The organism is Desulfomonile tiedjei (genome assembly GCA_016212925.1).
Classification (GTDB): Bacteria; Desulfobacterota; Desulfomonilia; order Desulfomonilales; family Desulfomonilaceae; genus JACRDF01.
In genome coordinates this window covers 1-12,708 of sequence record JACRDF010000050.1, presented here as the reverse complement: position 1 = coordinate 12,708, position 12,708 = coordinate 1, and the positions used below count along the sequence as shown (strand labels likewise).

General features: G+C 54.1%; 27 protein-coding genes. All 27 read right to left on the bottom strand.

Annotated elements, in window-relative coordinates; all coding sequences use genetic code 11:
• Positions 1 to 11 precede the first annotated feature (11 nt).
• On the bottom strand, positions 12 to 401 hold the full coding sequence (gene rpsK, locus HY913_22280) for a 30S ribosomal protein S11 (protein MBI4966024.1): 390 nt from the start codon (positions 399 to 401) through the stop codon (positions 12 to 14).
• Between the two features lie 110 nt (positions 402 to 511).
• Positions 512 to 880, bottom strand: a complete 369-nt coding sequence (gene rpsM, locus HY913_22275; GenBank protein MBI4966023.1) for a 30S ribosomal protein S13 — start codon at positions 878 to 880, stop codon at positions 512 to 514.
• Between the two features lie 38 nt (positions 881 to 918).
• On the bottom strand, positions 919 to 1,032 hold the full coding sequence (gene rpmJ, locus HY913_22270; protein ID MBI4966022.1) for a 50S ribosomal protein L36: 114 nt from the start codon (positions 1,030 to 1,032) through the stop codon (positions 919 to 921).
• 34 nt (positions 1,033 to 1,066) lie between these two features.
• Positions 1,067 to 1,714 (bottom strand): adenylate kinase, encoded by a 648-nt coding sequence (locus tag HY913_22265; protein ID MBI4966021.1) that lies wholly within the window; start codon positions 1,712 to 1,714, stop codon positions 1,067 to 1,069.
• A gap of 29 nt (positions 1,715 to 1,743) precedes the next feature.
• Complete coding sequence (secY, locus tag HY913_22260; protein MBI4966020.1) at positions 1,744 to 3,036, bottom strand: preprotein translocase subunit SecY; 1,293 nt, start codon at positions 3,034 to 3,036, stop codon at positions 1,744 to 1,746.
• 70 nt (positions 3,037 to 3,106) lie between these two features.
• Complete coding sequence (gene rplO, locus HY913_22255) at positions 3,107 to 3,538, bottom strand: 50S ribosomal protein L15 (protein MBI4966019.1); 432 nt, start codon at positions 3,536 to 3,538, stop codon at positions 3,107 to 3,109.
• A gap of 23 nt (positions 3,539 to 3,561) precedes the next feature.
• Positions 3,562 to 3,774 (bottom strand): 50S ribosomal protein L30, encoded by a 213-nt coding sequence (gene rpmD / locus HY913_22250; protein MBI4966018.1) that lies wholly within the window; start codon positions 3,772 to 3,774, stop codon positions 3,562 to 3,564.
• On the bottom strand, positions 3,734 to 4,255 hold the full coding sequence (gene rpsE / locus HY913_22245; GenBank protein ID MBI4966017.1) for a 30S ribosomal protein S5: 522 nt from the start codon (positions 4,253 to 4,255) through the stop codon (positions 3,734 to 3,736). The genes rpmD and rpsE overlap by 41 nt, the downstream gene beginning before the upstream one ends.
• A 39-nt stretch (positions 4,256 to 4,294) precedes the next feature.
• Positions 4,295 to 4,660, bottom strand: a complete 366-nt coding sequence (locus tag HY913_22240) for a 50S ribosomal protein L18 (GenBank protein ID MBI4966016.1) — start codon at positions 4,658 to 4,660, stop codon at positions 4,295 to 4,297.
• Between the two features lie 67 nt (positions 4,661 to 4,727).
• The gene (rplF, locus tag HY913_22235) at positions 4,728 to 5,267 is read right to left on the bottom strand and encodes a 50S ribosomal protein L6 (protein ID MBI4966015.1); all 540 of its coding nucleotides are present in this window, start codon (positions 5,265 to 5,267) and stop codon (positions 4,728 to 4,730) included.
• A gap of 25 nt (positions 5,268 to 5,292) precedes the next feature.
• A complete protein-coding gene (gene rpsH / locus HY913_22230) occupies positions 5,293 to 5,697 on the bottom strand; it encodes a 30S ribosomal protein S8 (GenBank protein MBI4966014.1) in 405 nt (134 codons plus the stop codon).
• Positions 5,698 to 5,709: 12 nt separating this feature from the next.
• The gene (locus tag HY913_22225; protein MBI4966013.1) at positions 5,710 to 5,895 is read right to left on the bottom strand and encodes a type Z 30S ribosomal protein S14; all 186 of its coding nucleotides are present in this window, start codon (positions 5,893 to 5,895) and stop codon (positions 5,710 to 5,712) included.
• Between the two features lie 25 nt (positions 5,896 to 5,920).
• Positions 5,921 to 6,463, bottom strand: coding sequence for a 50S ribosomal protein L5 (rplE, locus tag HY913_22220; protein MBI4966012.1), 543 nt, complete (start codon positions 6,461 to 6,463; stop codon positions 5,921 to 5,923).
• Positions 6,464 to 6,476: 13 nt separating this feature from the next.
• Complete coding sequence (locus tag HY913_22215; protein MBI4966011.1) at positions 6,477 to 6,797, bottom strand: 50S ribosomal protein L24; 321 nt, start codon at positions 6,795 to 6,797, stop codon at positions 6,477 to 6,479.
• A 2-nt stretch (positions 6,798 to 6,799) separates the two neighbouring features.
• Complete coding sequence (rplN, locus tag HY913_22210; protein ID MBI4966010.1) at positions 6,800 to 7,168, bottom strand: 50S ribosomal protein L14; 369 nt, start codon at positions 7,166 to 7,168, stop codon at positions 6,800 to 6,802.
• Entirely contained in the window at positions 7,165 to 7,452 is a 288-nt protein-coding gene (gene rpsQ / locus HY913_22205; GenBank protein MBI4966009.1) for a 30S ribosomal protein S17, read from the bottom strand. The genes rplN and rpsQ overlap by 4 nt, the downstream gene beginning before the upstream one ends.
• Positions 7,449 to 7,643, bottom strand: a complete 195-nt coding sequence (rpmC, locus tag HY913_22200) for a 50S ribosomal protein L29 (protein MBI4966008.1) — start codon at positions 7,641 to 7,643, stop codon at positions 7,449 to 7,451. The genes rpsQ and rpmC overlap by 4 nt, the downstream gene beginning before the upstream one ends.
• Entirely contained in the window at positions 7,640 to 8,056 is a 417-nt protein-coding gene (gene rplP, locus HY913_22195) for a 50S ribosomal protein L16 (GenBank protein ID MBI4966007.1), read from the bottom strand. The genes rpmC and rplP overlap by 4 nt, the downstream gene beginning before the upstream one ends.
• Before the next feature lies 1 nt (position 8,057).
• The gene (rpsC, locus tag HY913_22190; GenBank protein MBI4966006.1) at positions 8,058 to 8,702 is read right to left on the bottom strand and encodes a 30S ribosomal protein S3; all 645 of its coding nucleotides are present in this window, start codon (positions 8,700 to 8,702) and stop codon (positions 8,058 to 8,060) included.
• 95 nt (positions 8,703 to 8,797) lie between these two features.
• A complete protein-coding gene (gene rplV, locus HY913_22185) occupies positions 8,798 to 9,130 on the bottom strand; it encodes a 50S ribosomal protein L22 (GenBank protein ID MBI4966005.1) in 333 nt (110 codons plus the stop codon).
• Positions 9,130 to 9,414, bottom strand: coding sequence for a 30S ribosomal protein S19 (rpsS, locus tag HY913_22180; protein MBI4966004.1), 285 nt, complete (start codon positions 9,412 to 9,414; stop codon positions 9,130 to 9,132). Before rpsS ends, rplV begins: the two co-directional genes overlap by 1 nt.
• A 5-nt stretch (positions 9,415 to 9,419) precedes the next feature.
• Entirely contained in the window at positions 9,420 to 10,244 is an 825-nt protein-coding gene (rplB, locus tag HY913_22175; GenBank protein ID MBI4966003.1) for a 50S ribosomal protein L2, read from the bottom strand.
• A 51-nt stretch (positions 10,245 to 10,295) separates the two neighbouring features.
• The gene (locus HY913_22170; protein ID MBI4966002.1) at positions 10,296 to 10,583 is read right to left on the bottom strand and encodes a 50S ribosomal protein L23; all 288 of its coding nucleotides are present in this window, start codon (positions 10,581 to 10,583) and stop codon (positions 10,296 to 10,298) included.
• A gap of 2 nt (positions 10,584 to 10,585) precedes the next feature.
• Positions 10,586 to 11,212, bottom strand: coding sequence for a 50S ribosomal protein L4 (rplD, locus tag HY913_22165; protein MBI4966001.1), 627 nt, complete (start codon positions 11,210 to 11,212; stop codon positions 10,586 to 10,588).
• Entirely contained in the window at positions 11,212 to 11,817 is a 606-nt protein-coding gene (rplC, locus tag HY913_22160; GenBank protein MBI4966000.1) for a 50S ribosomal protein L3, read from the bottom strand. Before rplC ends, rplD begins: the two co-directional genes overlap by 1 nt.
• Before the next feature lie 38 nt (positions 11,818 to 11,855).
• Positions 11,856 to 12,164, bottom strand: a complete 309-nt coding sequence (gene rpsJ / locus HY913_22155; GenBank protein ID MBI4965999.1) for a 30S ribosomal protein S10 — start codon at positions 12,162 to 12,164, stop codon at positions 11,856 to 11,858.
• A gap of 45 nt (positions 12,165 to 12,209) precedes the next feature.
• The coding region (tuf, locus tag HY913_22150; protein MBI4965998.1) for an elongation factor Tu at positions 12,210 to 12,708 on the bottom strand (499 nt) is incomplete at its 5' end.

The window sequence follows — 12,708 nt, the reverse complement described above, 5'->3', positions numbered from 1 at the left end:
TTCCTTGACGATCAGACCCTTCTCCGTTTCGGGGGGCGGCATCCGTTGTGGGGTATTGGTGTCACATCCTTGATCAGGGTGATCTGAAATCCCGCGGACTGTAAAGACCTGAGAGCGGCTTCACGGCCTGCTCCCGGCCCCTTAATGAAGACCTCCACGTGTCGCATGCCTTGTTCCATAGCCTTGCGAGCCGCATCCTCGGCGGCAAGCTGCGCGGCAAACGGCGTGGACTTACGGGATCCCTTGAATCCCTGCGTACCGGCTGAGGACCAGGCCACCACATTGCCGTCAGGGTCGGTTATGGTAACGATGGTATTGTTGAATGTAGACTGTATATGAGCTACCCCCCTGGGGATGTTTCTTCTTTCTTTTTTCTTACGAGCTACTCGCCTTTTTGGCATTGACCTCTCCGTTGGAAGCCCGTCAAAACGGGAAAATCTGTCGGTTCAACCAGCTGCAAGGAACCTGAACTCATGGTCTTATACAACATTCTCCGTCACAATCCACGGGATCATTTTCTCTTGCCGATCTGCATCTTTCGCGGCCCCTTGCGCGTCCGCGCGTTGGTGTGCGTTCGCTGGCCGTGAACCGGCAAGCCGCGACGGTGACGTAAACCGCGATAGCATCCGAGGTCCATGAGCCTCTTGATGTTCATGGTTACTTCGCGTCGAAGGTCACCTTCGACTTTGTACGAGCGATCAAGCACCTCGCGGATCTTGGCTACGTCCACTTCTGTGAGCTGATCCGATTTCATGTTCGGGTCCAGCCCGCTTTCTTCTATAATCTTGCGAGCGGTGGTCCGTCCAATTCCGTAGATGTATGTCAGCGCTATTTCCATGCGCTTATTTTTGGGAAGGTCAATCCCTGCAATGCGCGCCACAGTCTTCCTCCTGGCGATAAGGCGAATGGGAGCAGGGCCTAACCCTGACGTTGTTTATGTTTCGAGTTTTCGCAGATCACCCGGACAATACCTTTTCGCTTGATGATCTTGCACTTGTCACAAATCTTCTTTACCGATGCCCGTACTTTCATGGGCCCCTCCTTTTCCGCGTAGGGCCGTTGATCCCTATTTCAGGACCTTTTCTATGGCTGCAAAGATCTCGTTAATGGGTCCGACTCCCTTAACTCGGCGGAGCAACCCCTTCTTGTCATAGTAGTCGATAAGAGGGGCAGTCTGGTTGTTATACACTGTAAGCCTCTCTCTAATAGTCGCTTCGGAGTCGTCATCCCTCTGATAAAGTTCGCTGCCGCATTTGTCGCAGACGCCTTCTTTCTTCGGGGGATTGAACATCACATGAAACATGGCCCCGCAATCCGAATTCTTGCAAGTGCGGCGGCCGGACAGCCTGCCCACCAATTCCTCGTCAGGAACGTCTACCAGGATTGCGTGATCGATAGACTTGGTTTGTGATGACAGGATCTTGTCCAGGGCTTCAGCTTGAGGAAGCGTCCGGGGGAACCCATCGAGCATATATCCTTTGTCTAGATCAGGCTTGGTCAGCCGCTCTTCAACAACTCCTATGACCACGTCGTCCGGGACCAACTCCCCTTTGTCCATGTACCCCTTGGCCTTAAGGCCCATAGGAGTTCCTTCCTTGAGAGCAGCCCGAAAAATGTCTCCCGTAGAAATCTGCGGGACCCCGAGTTTGTCAATCAACTTCTTGGCCTGAGTCCCTTTTCCCGAACCTGGCCCTCCCAACAGCACGATTCTCATGGTACCTTCCTGTTATAGGGGGCGGCTTGCTACCGCCTTCCCTTGATCCGGCCCGTGCGGATGAACCCCTCATAGTGCCTCTGGATCATATGGGATTCAATTTGGGTCAATGTGTCCAGAGCGACGCCCACGACTATGAGCAGAGAGGTCCCTCCAAAATAGAAGGGCGCGTTAAAACGTGCAATGAGGATCGAGGGTAAAACGCATACCACGGAAACATATATGGCGCCGCCGAAGGTTATCCGTGTAAGCACCCTGTCAATGTACTGCGAGGTTTTCTTTCCGGGCCTGATTCCCGGAATGTAGCCTCCGTATTTTTTCATGTTCTCAGCTACGTCTACCGGGTTGAAGGTCACGGCTGTGTAGAAGTAGCAAAAGAAAATTATCAATGCGACATAGAGAAGCTCGTACACTCCAGTAGCCGGACGCAACCAGTTGGTGATTTCGTTCAGGATCGGTACGTTCAGAAACTGAGCTATGGTCGCAGGGAAAATGATCAACGAGGACGCGAAAATCGGAGGAATAACACCGGCGGTATTCACCTTCAGCGGAAGGTGAGTACTCTGGCCACCGTAAACCCGCCTGCCCACCACACGTTTGGCGTACTGGACCGGAATCCGCCGCTGTCCCCGCTCCACAAACACAATTGTCGCTATGACTGCGATCATGATGGCCATGAGTAAGAGCAACACGAGAAAACCCATGTCGCCAGTCTTTACCAACTGAACCGTATTCCCGATTGCCGCGGGCATCCTGGCCACGATGCCGGCGAAGATGATGAGAGAGATCCCGTTGCCAATCCCGCGCTCCGTGATCTGTTCCCCCAGCCACATGATAAAAGCGGTCCCCGCGGTGAGTGTGATCATGGAGAGAATCACGAAAGCGGGCTTGGAAATGTATATCATGTTCGGCTGTTGCGCGAGCCCGATACTTATCCCCATTCCCTGGATCAGCGACAGCCCGATGGTCCCGTAACGAGTGTACTGGGTGATCTTTTTTCTGCCGGCCTCCCCTTCCTTGGAGAGCCGCTCCAAGTGAGGGATAACCACTGTGAGCAACTGCAGAATGATCGAAGCGCTGATATAGGGCATGATCCCCAGTGAAAACACGGAAAAATTCTCCATAGCTCCACCGGTGAACATGTCAATCACTCCGAAAAGCGTCTGTTGATACCTTTCGAAGAAATCCTTGAGAATCCCCGAATTTATGCCAGGCGTCGGGATATGCACACCCAAGCGATACACGAATAGCATCAGAAGGGTGAAAATCACTCTCCGCTTGAGTTCCGGTATCTTAGCTATGTTAGTGAGGGAACCTATCACGACGGGACTCTCCTAAATAAATGTCCGATGTACCCGTGAACGTCTTTTAGGCAGGCTTGACAGCACGGCACTACCCCAACACCGTACCGCCTGCGGCCTCGATCTTCGACTTGGCCGGGCCACTGACCCTGTCTAACTTGACTGTATATTGTGCTGTAATATCACCGTCGGAGAGAAGCTTGATCGGTCCCTGCCTCTTGACAATGCCTCTTTCCCTCAGAAGCTCCGGTGTTATGACCGTCCCGGTTTCGAAGCCGGACAGCTCCTTTATGTGCACAATGTTGTAACAGATTTTGAATATGTTTGTAAAACCTCTCTTCGGGAGGCGTCGCTGCAAAGGCATTTGGCCGCCTTCAAAGCCGGCGGATATTGAATTCCCTGCACGGGCCTTCTGCCCTTTATGGCCCTTTCCACAGGTTTTTCCCACTCCGGAAGCTTCCCCGCGGCCGACTCTCCTACGGCTCTTCTTCCTTCCTGTGGCCTTCATATTAGACAGATCCATCTTATTCTCCCATGGGGGCCCGGTCAGTCCCCAACCTCTTCACAGTCCACTATATGACTCACCTTCAGTATCATGCCCCGGACTGCGGGTGTGTCCGGAAGGACACGGCATGAATTGAGCTTTCGCAAGCCCAAGCCTTTCACTGTTTCCCGCTGAGCTTTGGTGGACTTGATAGGACTCTTCTTCAAGGTCACCTTAAGCATTAGCCGGGACCTCCTCTCCCTTCTCAGGTTCATCCTCCGTCGAACCCAGCTTGCCAAGTTTCCTGGCGATCTGCTGTTGTGTTCGGAGACCCTTCAGGCCCTCGAAGGTGGCCTTCACCACGTTGTGCGGGTTGTTGGTGCCAATACATTTGGTAAGGATGTCACGAATTCCAACCGCCTCCATCACGGCTCGAACGGCTCCACCAGCGATGACCCCGGTCCCTGAAGAGGCCGGTTTCAAAAGGACCTTGGCCGCTCCGAATTCTCCGATAATCTGGTGTGGGACAGTCCCTTTGACAATCGGGACCTCCACCATGGAAGCCTTGGCCCGATCAACGCCCTTACGGATAGCCTCTGGAACTTCGTTGGCCTTGCCCAGACCAAATCCGACGTGACCCTGACCGTCGCCTACGACGACAACCGCACTGAAGGAGAATCTTCTTCCTCCCTTCACCACTTTCGCGACACGACTAAGGTGGACAACGCGGTCCTTGAGTTCCCCTTCAGAAGCCATATCGGATTTAGAAAGCAAAGCGCGATCCCTCCTTCCGTCCTAGAAATCGAGGCCGCCCTCACGGGCGCCTTCGGCTAAAGCTCTAACTTTACCATGGTACAGGTAAGGCCCCCGGTCGAAGACTACTTTCGTAATCTGCTGCTCCAGGGCCCGTTGGGCAATCCGTTTGCCCACCTCTTTTGCAACCTCTTTATTGAATGGATCACCGGCCTTGTTACGAAACCCCTTATCCAGCGTCGACGCTTGCACCAACGTGCGCCCTTGAGAGTCATCAACGATCTGCGCAAAGATGTTCCGATTCGACCTGAACACGGTCAAGCGGGGACGAATGCGATTTTCGCCTATTTTGTAGCGAACCCGCTTGGTCCTTTTCGATCTGGAGGCCACTTTATCTATAACAGCCATCTAATCGTTCCTCTGATGGGCTGGACGCTCCGAGTCACAACCGCGGGAGCATCCAAGCCGTCTTTGATCATTTCGCTCCGGCTTTTCCAACCTTACGTCGGACTTGTTCGCCAAGGTACCGAATTCCCTTGCCCCGGTAAGGTTCGGGTTTGCGCACCCGCCTCAACTGTGCGGCGATTTCGCCCACCTGTTGCTTGTCAATGCCTCGTACATGGATAACGGTGTTCTTTTCCACTTCCACGGTTATCCCGTCCGGGATTTGTACCACAACCGGATTTGAATACCCTACGTTCAGAGTCAGGGTCTGCTTGTCCGCCTCGGCCCGGTAACCGACCCCTTGAATCTCCAAGGACTTCGTGAACCCCTGGGTTACGCCTGTCACCATATTTTGAATCAGGCTGCGCATGAGGCCGTGCATAGCGCGAGATTTTCGGTGTTCGCTGGCAGCGAAGACGCGGACAAACGAGTCGTCCACTTCGACCTTTACCAGGTCTGACACCGGCATACTAAGCGATCCCTTCGGACCGTCCACCGCAAGGGTAGGCGGTGAGAAGGTGACCTGGACCTTTTCAGGTATTCCTATGGGGGCCTTGCCTATTCTGGACATCCGTAAAGCTCCTGCACTGTTCTTGTTACCAGATGCTGCAAAGCACCTCGCCTCCGATGTGGCGCCGATGGGCCTCTTTGTCGGTCATGATGCCCTGGGAGGTGGAAAGAATCAACACTCCCACTCCGCCATGGCTCTTGATGCTATGGTCCTGCCCGACGTAAACCCGACGGCCGGGCTTTGAAACCCTGGCCAATCCCTCGATCACGCATTGGGTCTCATCATCGAACCGGAGGGTAAGTTTCAGTACGCCCTGCCTGTTCTTTCCCGAGCGTATGACCTTGTATTTTTTGATGTATCCTTCATCCTTCATGATCTGCGCTACGCCGATCTTTAGATTGGAGGCAGGAATAGTGACTTGTTCCTTACGCGCCTGCCTGGCATTCCGGATACGTGTCAACATGTCCGCTATGGGGTCAGTCATGCTCATTTCAGCAGTCTCCTACCAACTCGATTTCACCATGCCGGGGACATTGCCCTTGAGGGCTTCGTTCCGCAGGCAAATGCGGCACAACTTGAACTTGCGGTAGTAAGCTCTCGGCCGGCCGCAGAGCTGGCATCTATTGTAACTCCGGACGTCGAATTTCTGAGGCCTGGAGGCCTTAACCATCATTGATATCTTGGCCACGCTTCCTCCTTGAAGGAGAGCTTGTCTACTTCCTGAAAGGCATGCCGAGTTGTCCCAAGAGTTCTCGGGCTTCCTCGTCAGTTTTGGCGGAAGTGACGACAGTGATGTTCATCCCCCGGATCTTGTCGATTCTGTCGTAGTTGATTTCCGGGAAAATGATCTGTTCTTTGATTCCCATTGAAAAGTTGCCTCGGCCGTCAAATCCCTTCGGACTGATGCCGCGGAAGTCACGCACGCGCGGCAAGGCCACATTGATCAGCTTGTCCAGAAAGTGGTACATCCTTTCACGTCTGAGGGTTACCTTGCACCCGATGGTCATTCCCTCTCTCAGCTTGAAAGTAGCTATCGACTTCCTGGCCTTTCGCAGAATCGGCCACTGGCCCGCAATTACGGCCATCTCTTGCTGGGCGCTCTCAAGGACTTTCGGGTTCTGGATTGCTTCGCCCAATCCCATATTTATGATGATCTTTTCCAGGCCGGGCACCTGCATAATGTTTTTGTACTTGAAGCGATCAACCAGGGCTGGAACAACTGCCTTTTGATAGTATTCTTTCAGACGCGACGCCATCACTCAGTTCCTTCTAGGCCTGCAACTGTTCGTTGCATTTCTTGCAATATCGGACCTTGCTCCCATCCTCGAGACCCTTGATTCCAATTCTCGTAGGCTTTGAGCATTTGGGGCAAACGACCATCAGCTTGGACAATTTTATAGGGGCTTCCTTTTCGATTATTCCGCCGTGCTGACCAGCCTTGCCTCCCGACCTTGTATGGCGCTTGACAAAGTTCAGTCTCTCCACAAGTGCTGCGTCCTTTTCTTTGACGATCTTTAGCACTTTTCCCTGCCGTCCCTTCTCCTTGCCCGAAATGACCTTAACCTTGTCATTTTTCTTTATATTAGCCATTCTTAAAGGACCTCCGGAGCGAGGGAAACGATCTTCATGAACTTCTTTGCCCTGAGTTCACGGGCCACCGGGCCGAAGATTCGGGTGCCGATAGGCTCCATCTGGTTGTTGATCAGCACTGCGGAGTTGTCGTCGAAGCGTATATAAGATCCGTCCGCACGGCGAACGGCCCTGCGGGTCCGAACTACCACTGCCTTGTGCACCTCTCCCTTTTTCACTTTGGAATTGGGGATGGCCTCTTTCACGGACACTACCACCACGTCGCCGACGCTGGCGTACTTTCGCCTGGTGCCTCCGAGGACCTTGATGCAGTATAGTTCTTTGGCGCCCGAATTGTCGGCAACGTCCATTCGGGTCTGCTGCTGAATCATACGGCACCTCCAGGCAACGCCGCCTCTCTCAGGATCTTCCGAACGCGCCAGTTCTTGTTGCGGCTCAGGGGCCGAGTTTCCACGATCATCACCTGATCGCCGATATTGCAGCGATTCTCTTCATCGTGGGCCATGAAACGTTTTCTGCGGCGGACGTATTTCTTGTACGCAGGGTGGAGGACTGTGCGGCTGACTTCGACGACCACAGTCTTGTCCATCTTGTTGCTGATCACCACTCCGGTTCGCACCTTGCGCTGCTTCCGGCCGTCAGAGGAGTTTGTCATGCAGACCCCTCCTTTTCTCTCATTATGGTTTTCACGCGAGCAATCTCTTTGCGAAGTATTCTGAGCCGTGCAGTCTTTTCCAGTTGGCCTGTGGCGTGACGGAATCGGAGCTTGAATTCCTCTTCACGGAATTCCTTTTCCTTGGTGGCCAGTTCTTCCACAGAGAGATCTCTCAATTCCCTGGGCTTCATGTCAACTCCTCACGAACAACGAAGCGGCTCCTGACAGGCAGTTTTCTCGCAGCTAAACGAAAGGCCTCGCGAGCCACCTCAATCGGCACTCCCTCCATCTCGTACATTATGCGTCCCGGCCTGACCACCGCCACCCATTCCTCAGGGGCGCCTTTGCCTTTTCCCATTCGGGTTTCTGCGGGTTTCTTGGTGATCGGTTTATCAGGGAACAGCCTAATCCAGATCTTTCCGCCTCTTTTTACATGCCGCGTCATAGCGACACGGCCGGCCTCTATCTGTCTGGCTGTGATCCATGCGGGCTCCAATGCCATAAGGCCATACTCGCCAAAGGAGACGTGTGTGCCGGCAAGGGGACGCCCTCTCATACGGCCTTTTTGCTGCTTCCTATGTTTGATTTTCTTAGGCGCAAGCATATCAACTCTCTCCTGACGCGCTCTTTATCAACTCACCTTTGAAGATCCAGACCTTTACGCCTATTACTCCGTAAGTGGTGGATGCCTTGGCAAATCCATAATCAATATCCGCCCTCAGAGTGTGTAAAGGTACGCGACCCTCACGATACCATTCCCGTCTGGCCATTTCCGCTCCGCCCAAGCGACCGGCGGTCGCGATACGGATGCCCTTGGCCCCGGACTTTAGAGCGCTTGTAACCGATTTCTTCATGGCACGCCGAAAAGCGATGCGCCTCTCAAGCTGCTGCGCCACATTTTCAGCCACCAACTGCGCCTCAATTTCCGGTTTACGGATCTCCTTTATGTCGACGACCACGTCCTTTTCCGTCATCTTTAGGATCTCCCGGCGAAGCTTCTCGATCTCGCTTCCCTTGGGACCGATGACGATTCCCGGACGCGCAGTATGAATAATCAGACGGATCTTGCCGGCGGCTCTCTCAATCTCGGTCTTCGAGATACTCGCTTGAGCGAGTCTTTTCTTGACGAAATCTCTGAGCCTGAGATCCTCGACCAGGAAGTCACCGTATTCCTTCTGCGAGTACCATCGTGAATCCCATGTGCGGGTGACTCCTAAACGGAATCCGTGGGGATGAACCTTTTGTCCCAAGCTAACCCTCCTGCGGGTGGTTCGAGGATTCGAGTCCGGCGCGTTGACCGTTCACGCCAATCGGGCTGTCGGAATCCTCGTTAGTTACACAATGACTACTTTTCTTGCAGCGCGACCCGAATATGACTGGTTCTTTTCCTTATGCGTGTGGCCCGTCCCATGGCCCGAGGGCTCCAGCGTTTGGCTGTGGGTCCCTCGTCCACAGTAATGCTGCTTATGAACAGCTTGTCCTCGTTGACTCCACTGGATTGAGATGCGTTATCAAGCGCGGACTGCAACACTTTTCTGATCATAGCCGCGGCCTTCTTGGGCGTAAACCTTAGCACGCCGAGGGCCGGGCCCACTGGCTTGCCTCGAACCAGGTCTGCGACCAACCTGGCCTTACGCGCGGAAATGTGCGCGTATCTGAGGGTTGACTCCCACTCCATTATCTCTTCCCCTTCTTCGCTTTCCTGTCACCCGCGTGGCCGTGAAAGGTGCGGGTGGGAGAAAACTCCCCTAGCTTGTGGCCGACCATATTCTCGGTTACGAACACAGGGATAAACTTCTTTCCGTTGTGAACGGCGAAAGTGAGGCCCACCATATCGGGAATAATGGTTGACCGTCGCGACCAGGTCTGTATGACTTTGCGAGATCCCATCTCTCGCGACTGGTTTACCTTTTCGAGCATATGAGCGTCCACAAACGCACCTTTGTGTACCGAACGAGGCATGGAAATCACTTCCTTCGCTTAACAATGAATTTGTCAGAGGCTTTGTTCCCTTTACGTGTCTTGTACCCTTTAGTAGGAACACCCCACGGAGTCACAGGGTGACGTCCTCCTGATGTTCTGCCCTCACCACCGCCATGGGGATGATCCACAGGGTTCATGACCACGCCTCGGACCTTGGGTCGGCGACCCAAGTGCCTGGTGCGGCCGGCTTTTCCCAGTGAGACTTTCTCATGGTCAAGGTTGCCAACCTGACCCACGGTGGCGCGACAGCGGTCCAGGACCATACGAACTTCACCGGAAGGGAGCTTGATCTGGACATAACCGCCCTCTTTGGCCATTAACTGACCGTAAGTCCCCGCGGACCGAATGACCTGCCCGCCTTTTCCGATCTTCAGCTCCACATTGTGGACCGCGGTCCCGAGAGGCATGTTTTTTAGCGGAAGACAGTTCCCGGGCTTGATGTCCGCTTTGTCACCGGAGACAACCATATCTCCAACGTTCAGGCCCTGGGGCCACAAGATGTAGCGTTTGTCTCCGTCAACATAGCTGATCAGTGCCAAACGGGCGCTACGGTTAGGGTCATACTCAACGCTCACGACCTTGCCGGGCACATCGAGCTTATTTCTCTTGAGGTCGATCTCGCGAAATTTTCTTTTGTGCCCACCACCGCGGTATCGGACAGTTATCCTGCCGTTGTTGTTGCGGCCTCCGCTCTTGACCATGCCTTTGGCAAGAGACTTCAGAGGTTTTTCAGCGGTGACCTCTTCGAACGTCAATCCCGTCTGGAACCTGATGCCAGGAGAAGTCGGCTTGTAACTCTTAATGCCCATGAATCCAGTCCTTAACGGCTCGGGTAACCAAGAAGCCTACCCAAACCGGTTTTACACTCCCTCAAAAAAGTCCACTCGATTACCTTCTTTCAAGGTAACTATGGCTTTCTTCCAGTTCTTGCGTCGGCCGACGGAGCGCCCCAGTCTCTTGAGTTTGCCCTGGCGATTCTGAGTCCTGACAGATAGGACCGTTACCTTGAAAAGCTTTTCGACCGCCTTCTTGATTTCAGACTTGTTTGCTCCAAGGTTCACCTCAAAAATGAGTTGGTTGTTCTCATCCTTGAGCACTGATCCCTTTTCGGTGATAATGGGCCGTCGAATAATTTGATACATGTCCAGCATCAGCCCAACCTCTCGTGAATTCTCGGAACGGCTCCTTGAAGGACCACGAGGCGGTCGTAACGGAGCAGGTCATAGACATTCAGGCCCTCAGGCGGCAGAATCATCACCCGGTGCAGGTTCCGAGACGACCGGATCAGGCTTTCGTCCTTTTCCGGGGTCACGAAAAGAGTCTTCACTCCACTCCAGCCCATCTCACTTACCAACTGAGCGAAGAGCTTGGTCTTGGGCGCTTCCAGTTCGATCTTGTCAAGCACGGTAAGCTGATTCTCTTTCAGTTTGGAGGTCAGCACCGACTTCAGGGCGGCTGATCTCACCTTCTTCGGCACGGAGAAGGCATAGGAACGAGGACGCGGGCCAAAGATAGTGCCGCCTCCCGTCCAGATCGGTGAACGGTTGGAGCCGGCACGGGCCCGGCCTGTACCTTTTTGCCGCCAGGGCTTCTTTCCTCCGCCCGATACCTCGCCTCTGGTCTTGGTGGACGCGGTTCCCGCACGTCGTTTGGCCAATTGCCAGACCACTACTCTCTGGACCAGCCCCTCGCGAATTTCCGCGTTGAATATAGTGTCGTCCAGTTCTATGGAATCGACTTTTTCGCCCTTTTGATTAATCACGTCTACCGAGGCCATCAGCGCTTCCTTATGACAACGATTCCCCCTCGAGGTCCAGGAACAGGACCTTTGAGGAAGATCAGATTTTCCTCGGGCCGGACTTCAATGACCTCGACCGAGGGAGCAGTGACTTTCACGCCGCCCATTCTTCCCGGCATGCGTTTGCCTTTGAAAATTCGAGACGGCCAGGCGCACTGGCCCACGGAACCGGGGATTCTGTGGGAACGGGAGCCGTGAGTTTCTCGTCCGCCTCCGAAATTCCACTTCTTCAATACGCCGGCGAAACCTTTGCCCTTGCTGGTGCCAATTACTTTTACAGCGTCTCCCACGTTGAATATGTCTGCTCTGATTTCCTGCCCAACTTCAAGGGCGGCCGAATCCTCCGCGTCGAATTCCTTCAACACGTTAAAGGGAGAAACGCCTGCCTTCTTGAACTGGCCGAGGAGAGGCTTGATAACTTTCTTTTCTTTGGCCGCGCCGAACCCAAGCTGAACCCTTGACGGCCCCTTTTTTTGAATCACCGTACAGGGGCCGGCTTCCACCACAGTGATTCCCATGGCGCGACCATCCTGGTCGAAGAGTTGGATCATCCCAAGTTTTTTCCCGATCATTCCTTGAACCATGTCCGGCTCCTGCGTGTCCTTTTACGGCAAACGGCCCTCTAGGCCTTTATCTCCACGTCCACTCCGGGAGAGAGGTCCAATTTCATCAGAGCATCCAGGGTCTGTTGGGTCGGCTCAAGAATATCCAGCAGCCGCTTGTGAACTCTGATCTCGAACTGCTCCCGAGACTTCTTGTCGATATGCGGTGACCGCAACACAGTGTACTTATGTATCCTCGTCGGAAGCGGTATGGGCCCGGCAACCTTGGCGCCCGTACGCCACGCTGTATCGACGATCTCGGCGGCGGACTGGTCCAAGAGCTTGTGGTCGTAAGCCTTCAACCTGATCCGAATTTTAAGCGCTTGCATATCCATGCGAAAAACCTCTGGCCGACGGGGATTTACCCTCGGACCTTACTCGATGATTTCGGAGACAACACCGGCCCCGACCGTGCGGCCGCCTTCCCGAATTGCGAACCTAAGCTCTTTCTCCAAGGCAATGGGCGTTATCAGGTGAGCCTCGATGGAGACGTTGTCTCCCGGCATCACCATCTCCACTCCCTCGGGTAGCGTTATCACACCGGTCACGTCGGTTGTACGGAAGTAAAACTGAGGACGGTATCCGTTGAAAAACGGCGTGTGGCGGCCACCCTCCTCCTTGTTCAAGATATACGTCTCGGCCTTGAACTTGGTATGAGGTGTGATCGATCCGGGAGCTGCCACAACCTGGCCGCGCTCCACCTCGTCGCGCTTGATTCCGCGAAGCAGGGTGCCTATGTTGTCACCCGCCTCACCAATGTCCAGCACCTTGCGGAACATCTCCACGCCCGTACATACCGTCTTTATGGTGGGACGTATACCCACTATCTCAACCTCTTCGCCTACCTTCACCCTCCCGCGCTCCACTCGGCCC

What these genes read in the sequence shown, in the direction of transcription:
- rpsK (MBI4966024.1), bottom strand. Translation starts at nt 401, where the DNA reads ATGCCAAAAAGGCGAGTAGCTCGTAAGAAAAAAGAAAGAAGAAACATC.
- rpmJ (MBI4966022.1), bottom strand. Translation starts at nt 1,032, where the DNA reads ATGAAAGTACGGGCATCGGTAAAGAAGATTTGTGACAAGTGCAAGATC.
- HY913_22265 (MBI4966021.1), bottom strand. Translation starts at nt 1,714, where the DNA reads ATGAGAATCGTGCTGTTGGGAGGGCCAGGTTCGGGAAAAGGGACTCAG.
- rplO (MBI4966019.1), bottom strand. Translation starts at nt 3,538, where the DNA reads ATGGATCTGTCTAATATGAAGGCCACAGGAAGGAAGAAGAGCCGTAGG.
- rpmD (MBI4966018.1), bottom strand. Translation starts at nt 3,774, where the DNA reads ATGAACCTGAGAAGGGAGAGGAGGTCCCGGCTAATGCTTAAGGTGACC.
- rpsE (MBI4966017.1), bottom strand. Translation starts at nt 4,255, where the DNA reads ATGGCTTCTGAAGGGGAACTCAAGGACCGCGTTGTCCACCTTAGTCGT.
- HY913_22240 (MBI4966016.1), bottom strand. Translation starts at nt 4,660, where the DNA reads ATGGCTGTTATAGATAAAGTGGCCTCCAGATCGAAAAGGACCAAGCGG.
- rplF (MBI4966015.1), bottom strand. Translation starts at nt 5,267, where the DNA reads ATGTCCAGAATAGGCAAGGCCCCCATAGGAATACCTGAAAAGGTCCAG.
- rpsH (MBI4966014.1), bottom strand. Translation starts at nt 5,697, where the DNA reads ATGAGCATGACTGACCCCATAGCGGACATGTTGACACGTATCCGGAAT.
- rplE (MBI4966012.1), bottom strand. Translation starts at nt 6,463, where the DNA reads ATGGCGTCGCGTCTGAAAGAATACTATCAAAAGGCAGTTGTTCCAGCC.
- HY913_22215 (MBI4966011.1), bottom strand. Translation starts at nt 6,797, where the DNA reads ATGGCTAATATAAAGAAAAATGACAAGGTTAAGGTCATTTCGGGCAAG.
- rplN (MBI4966010.1), bottom strand. Translation starts at nt 7,168, where the DNA reads ATGATTCAGCAGCAGACCCGAATGGACGTTGCCGACAATTCGGGCGCC.
- rpsQ (MBI4966009.1), bottom strand. Translation starts at nt 7,452, where the DNA reads ATGACAAACTCCTCTGACGGCCGGAAGCAGCGCAAGGTGCGAACCGGA.
- rpmC (MBI4966008.1), bottom strand. Translation starts at nt 7,643, where the DNA reads ATGAAGCCCAGGGAATTGAGAGATCTCTCTGTGGAAGAACTGGCCACC.
- rplP (MBI4966007.1), bottom strand. Translation starts at nt 8,056, where the DNA reads ATGCTTGCGCCTAAGAAAATCAAACATAGGAAGCAGCAAAAAGGCCGT.
- rplV (MBI4966005.1), bottom strand. Translation starts at nt 9,130, where the DNA reads ATGGAGTGGGAGTCAACCCTCAGATACGCGCACATTTCCGCGCGTAAG.
- rpsS (MBI4966004.1), bottom strand. Translation starts at nt 9,414, where the DNA reads ATGCCTCGTTCGGTACACAAAGGTGCGTTTGTGGACGCTCATATGCTC.
- rplB (MBI4966003.1), bottom strand. Translation starts at nt 10,244, where the DNA reads ATGGGCATTAAGAGTTACAAGCCGACTTCTCCTGGCATCAGGTTCCAG.
- rplD (MBI4966001.1), bottom strand. Translation starts at nt 11,212, where the DNA reads ATGGCCTCGGTAGACGTGATTAATCAAAAGGGCGAAAAAGTCGATTCC.
- rplC (MBI4966000.1), bottom strand. Translation starts at nt 11,817, where the DNA reads ATGGTTCAAGGAATGATCGGGAAAAAACTTGGGATGATCCAACTCTTC.
- rpsJ (MBI4965999.1), bottom strand. Translation starts at nt 12,164, where the DNA reads ATGCAAGCGCTTAAAATTCGGATCAGGTTGAAGGCTTACGACCACAAG.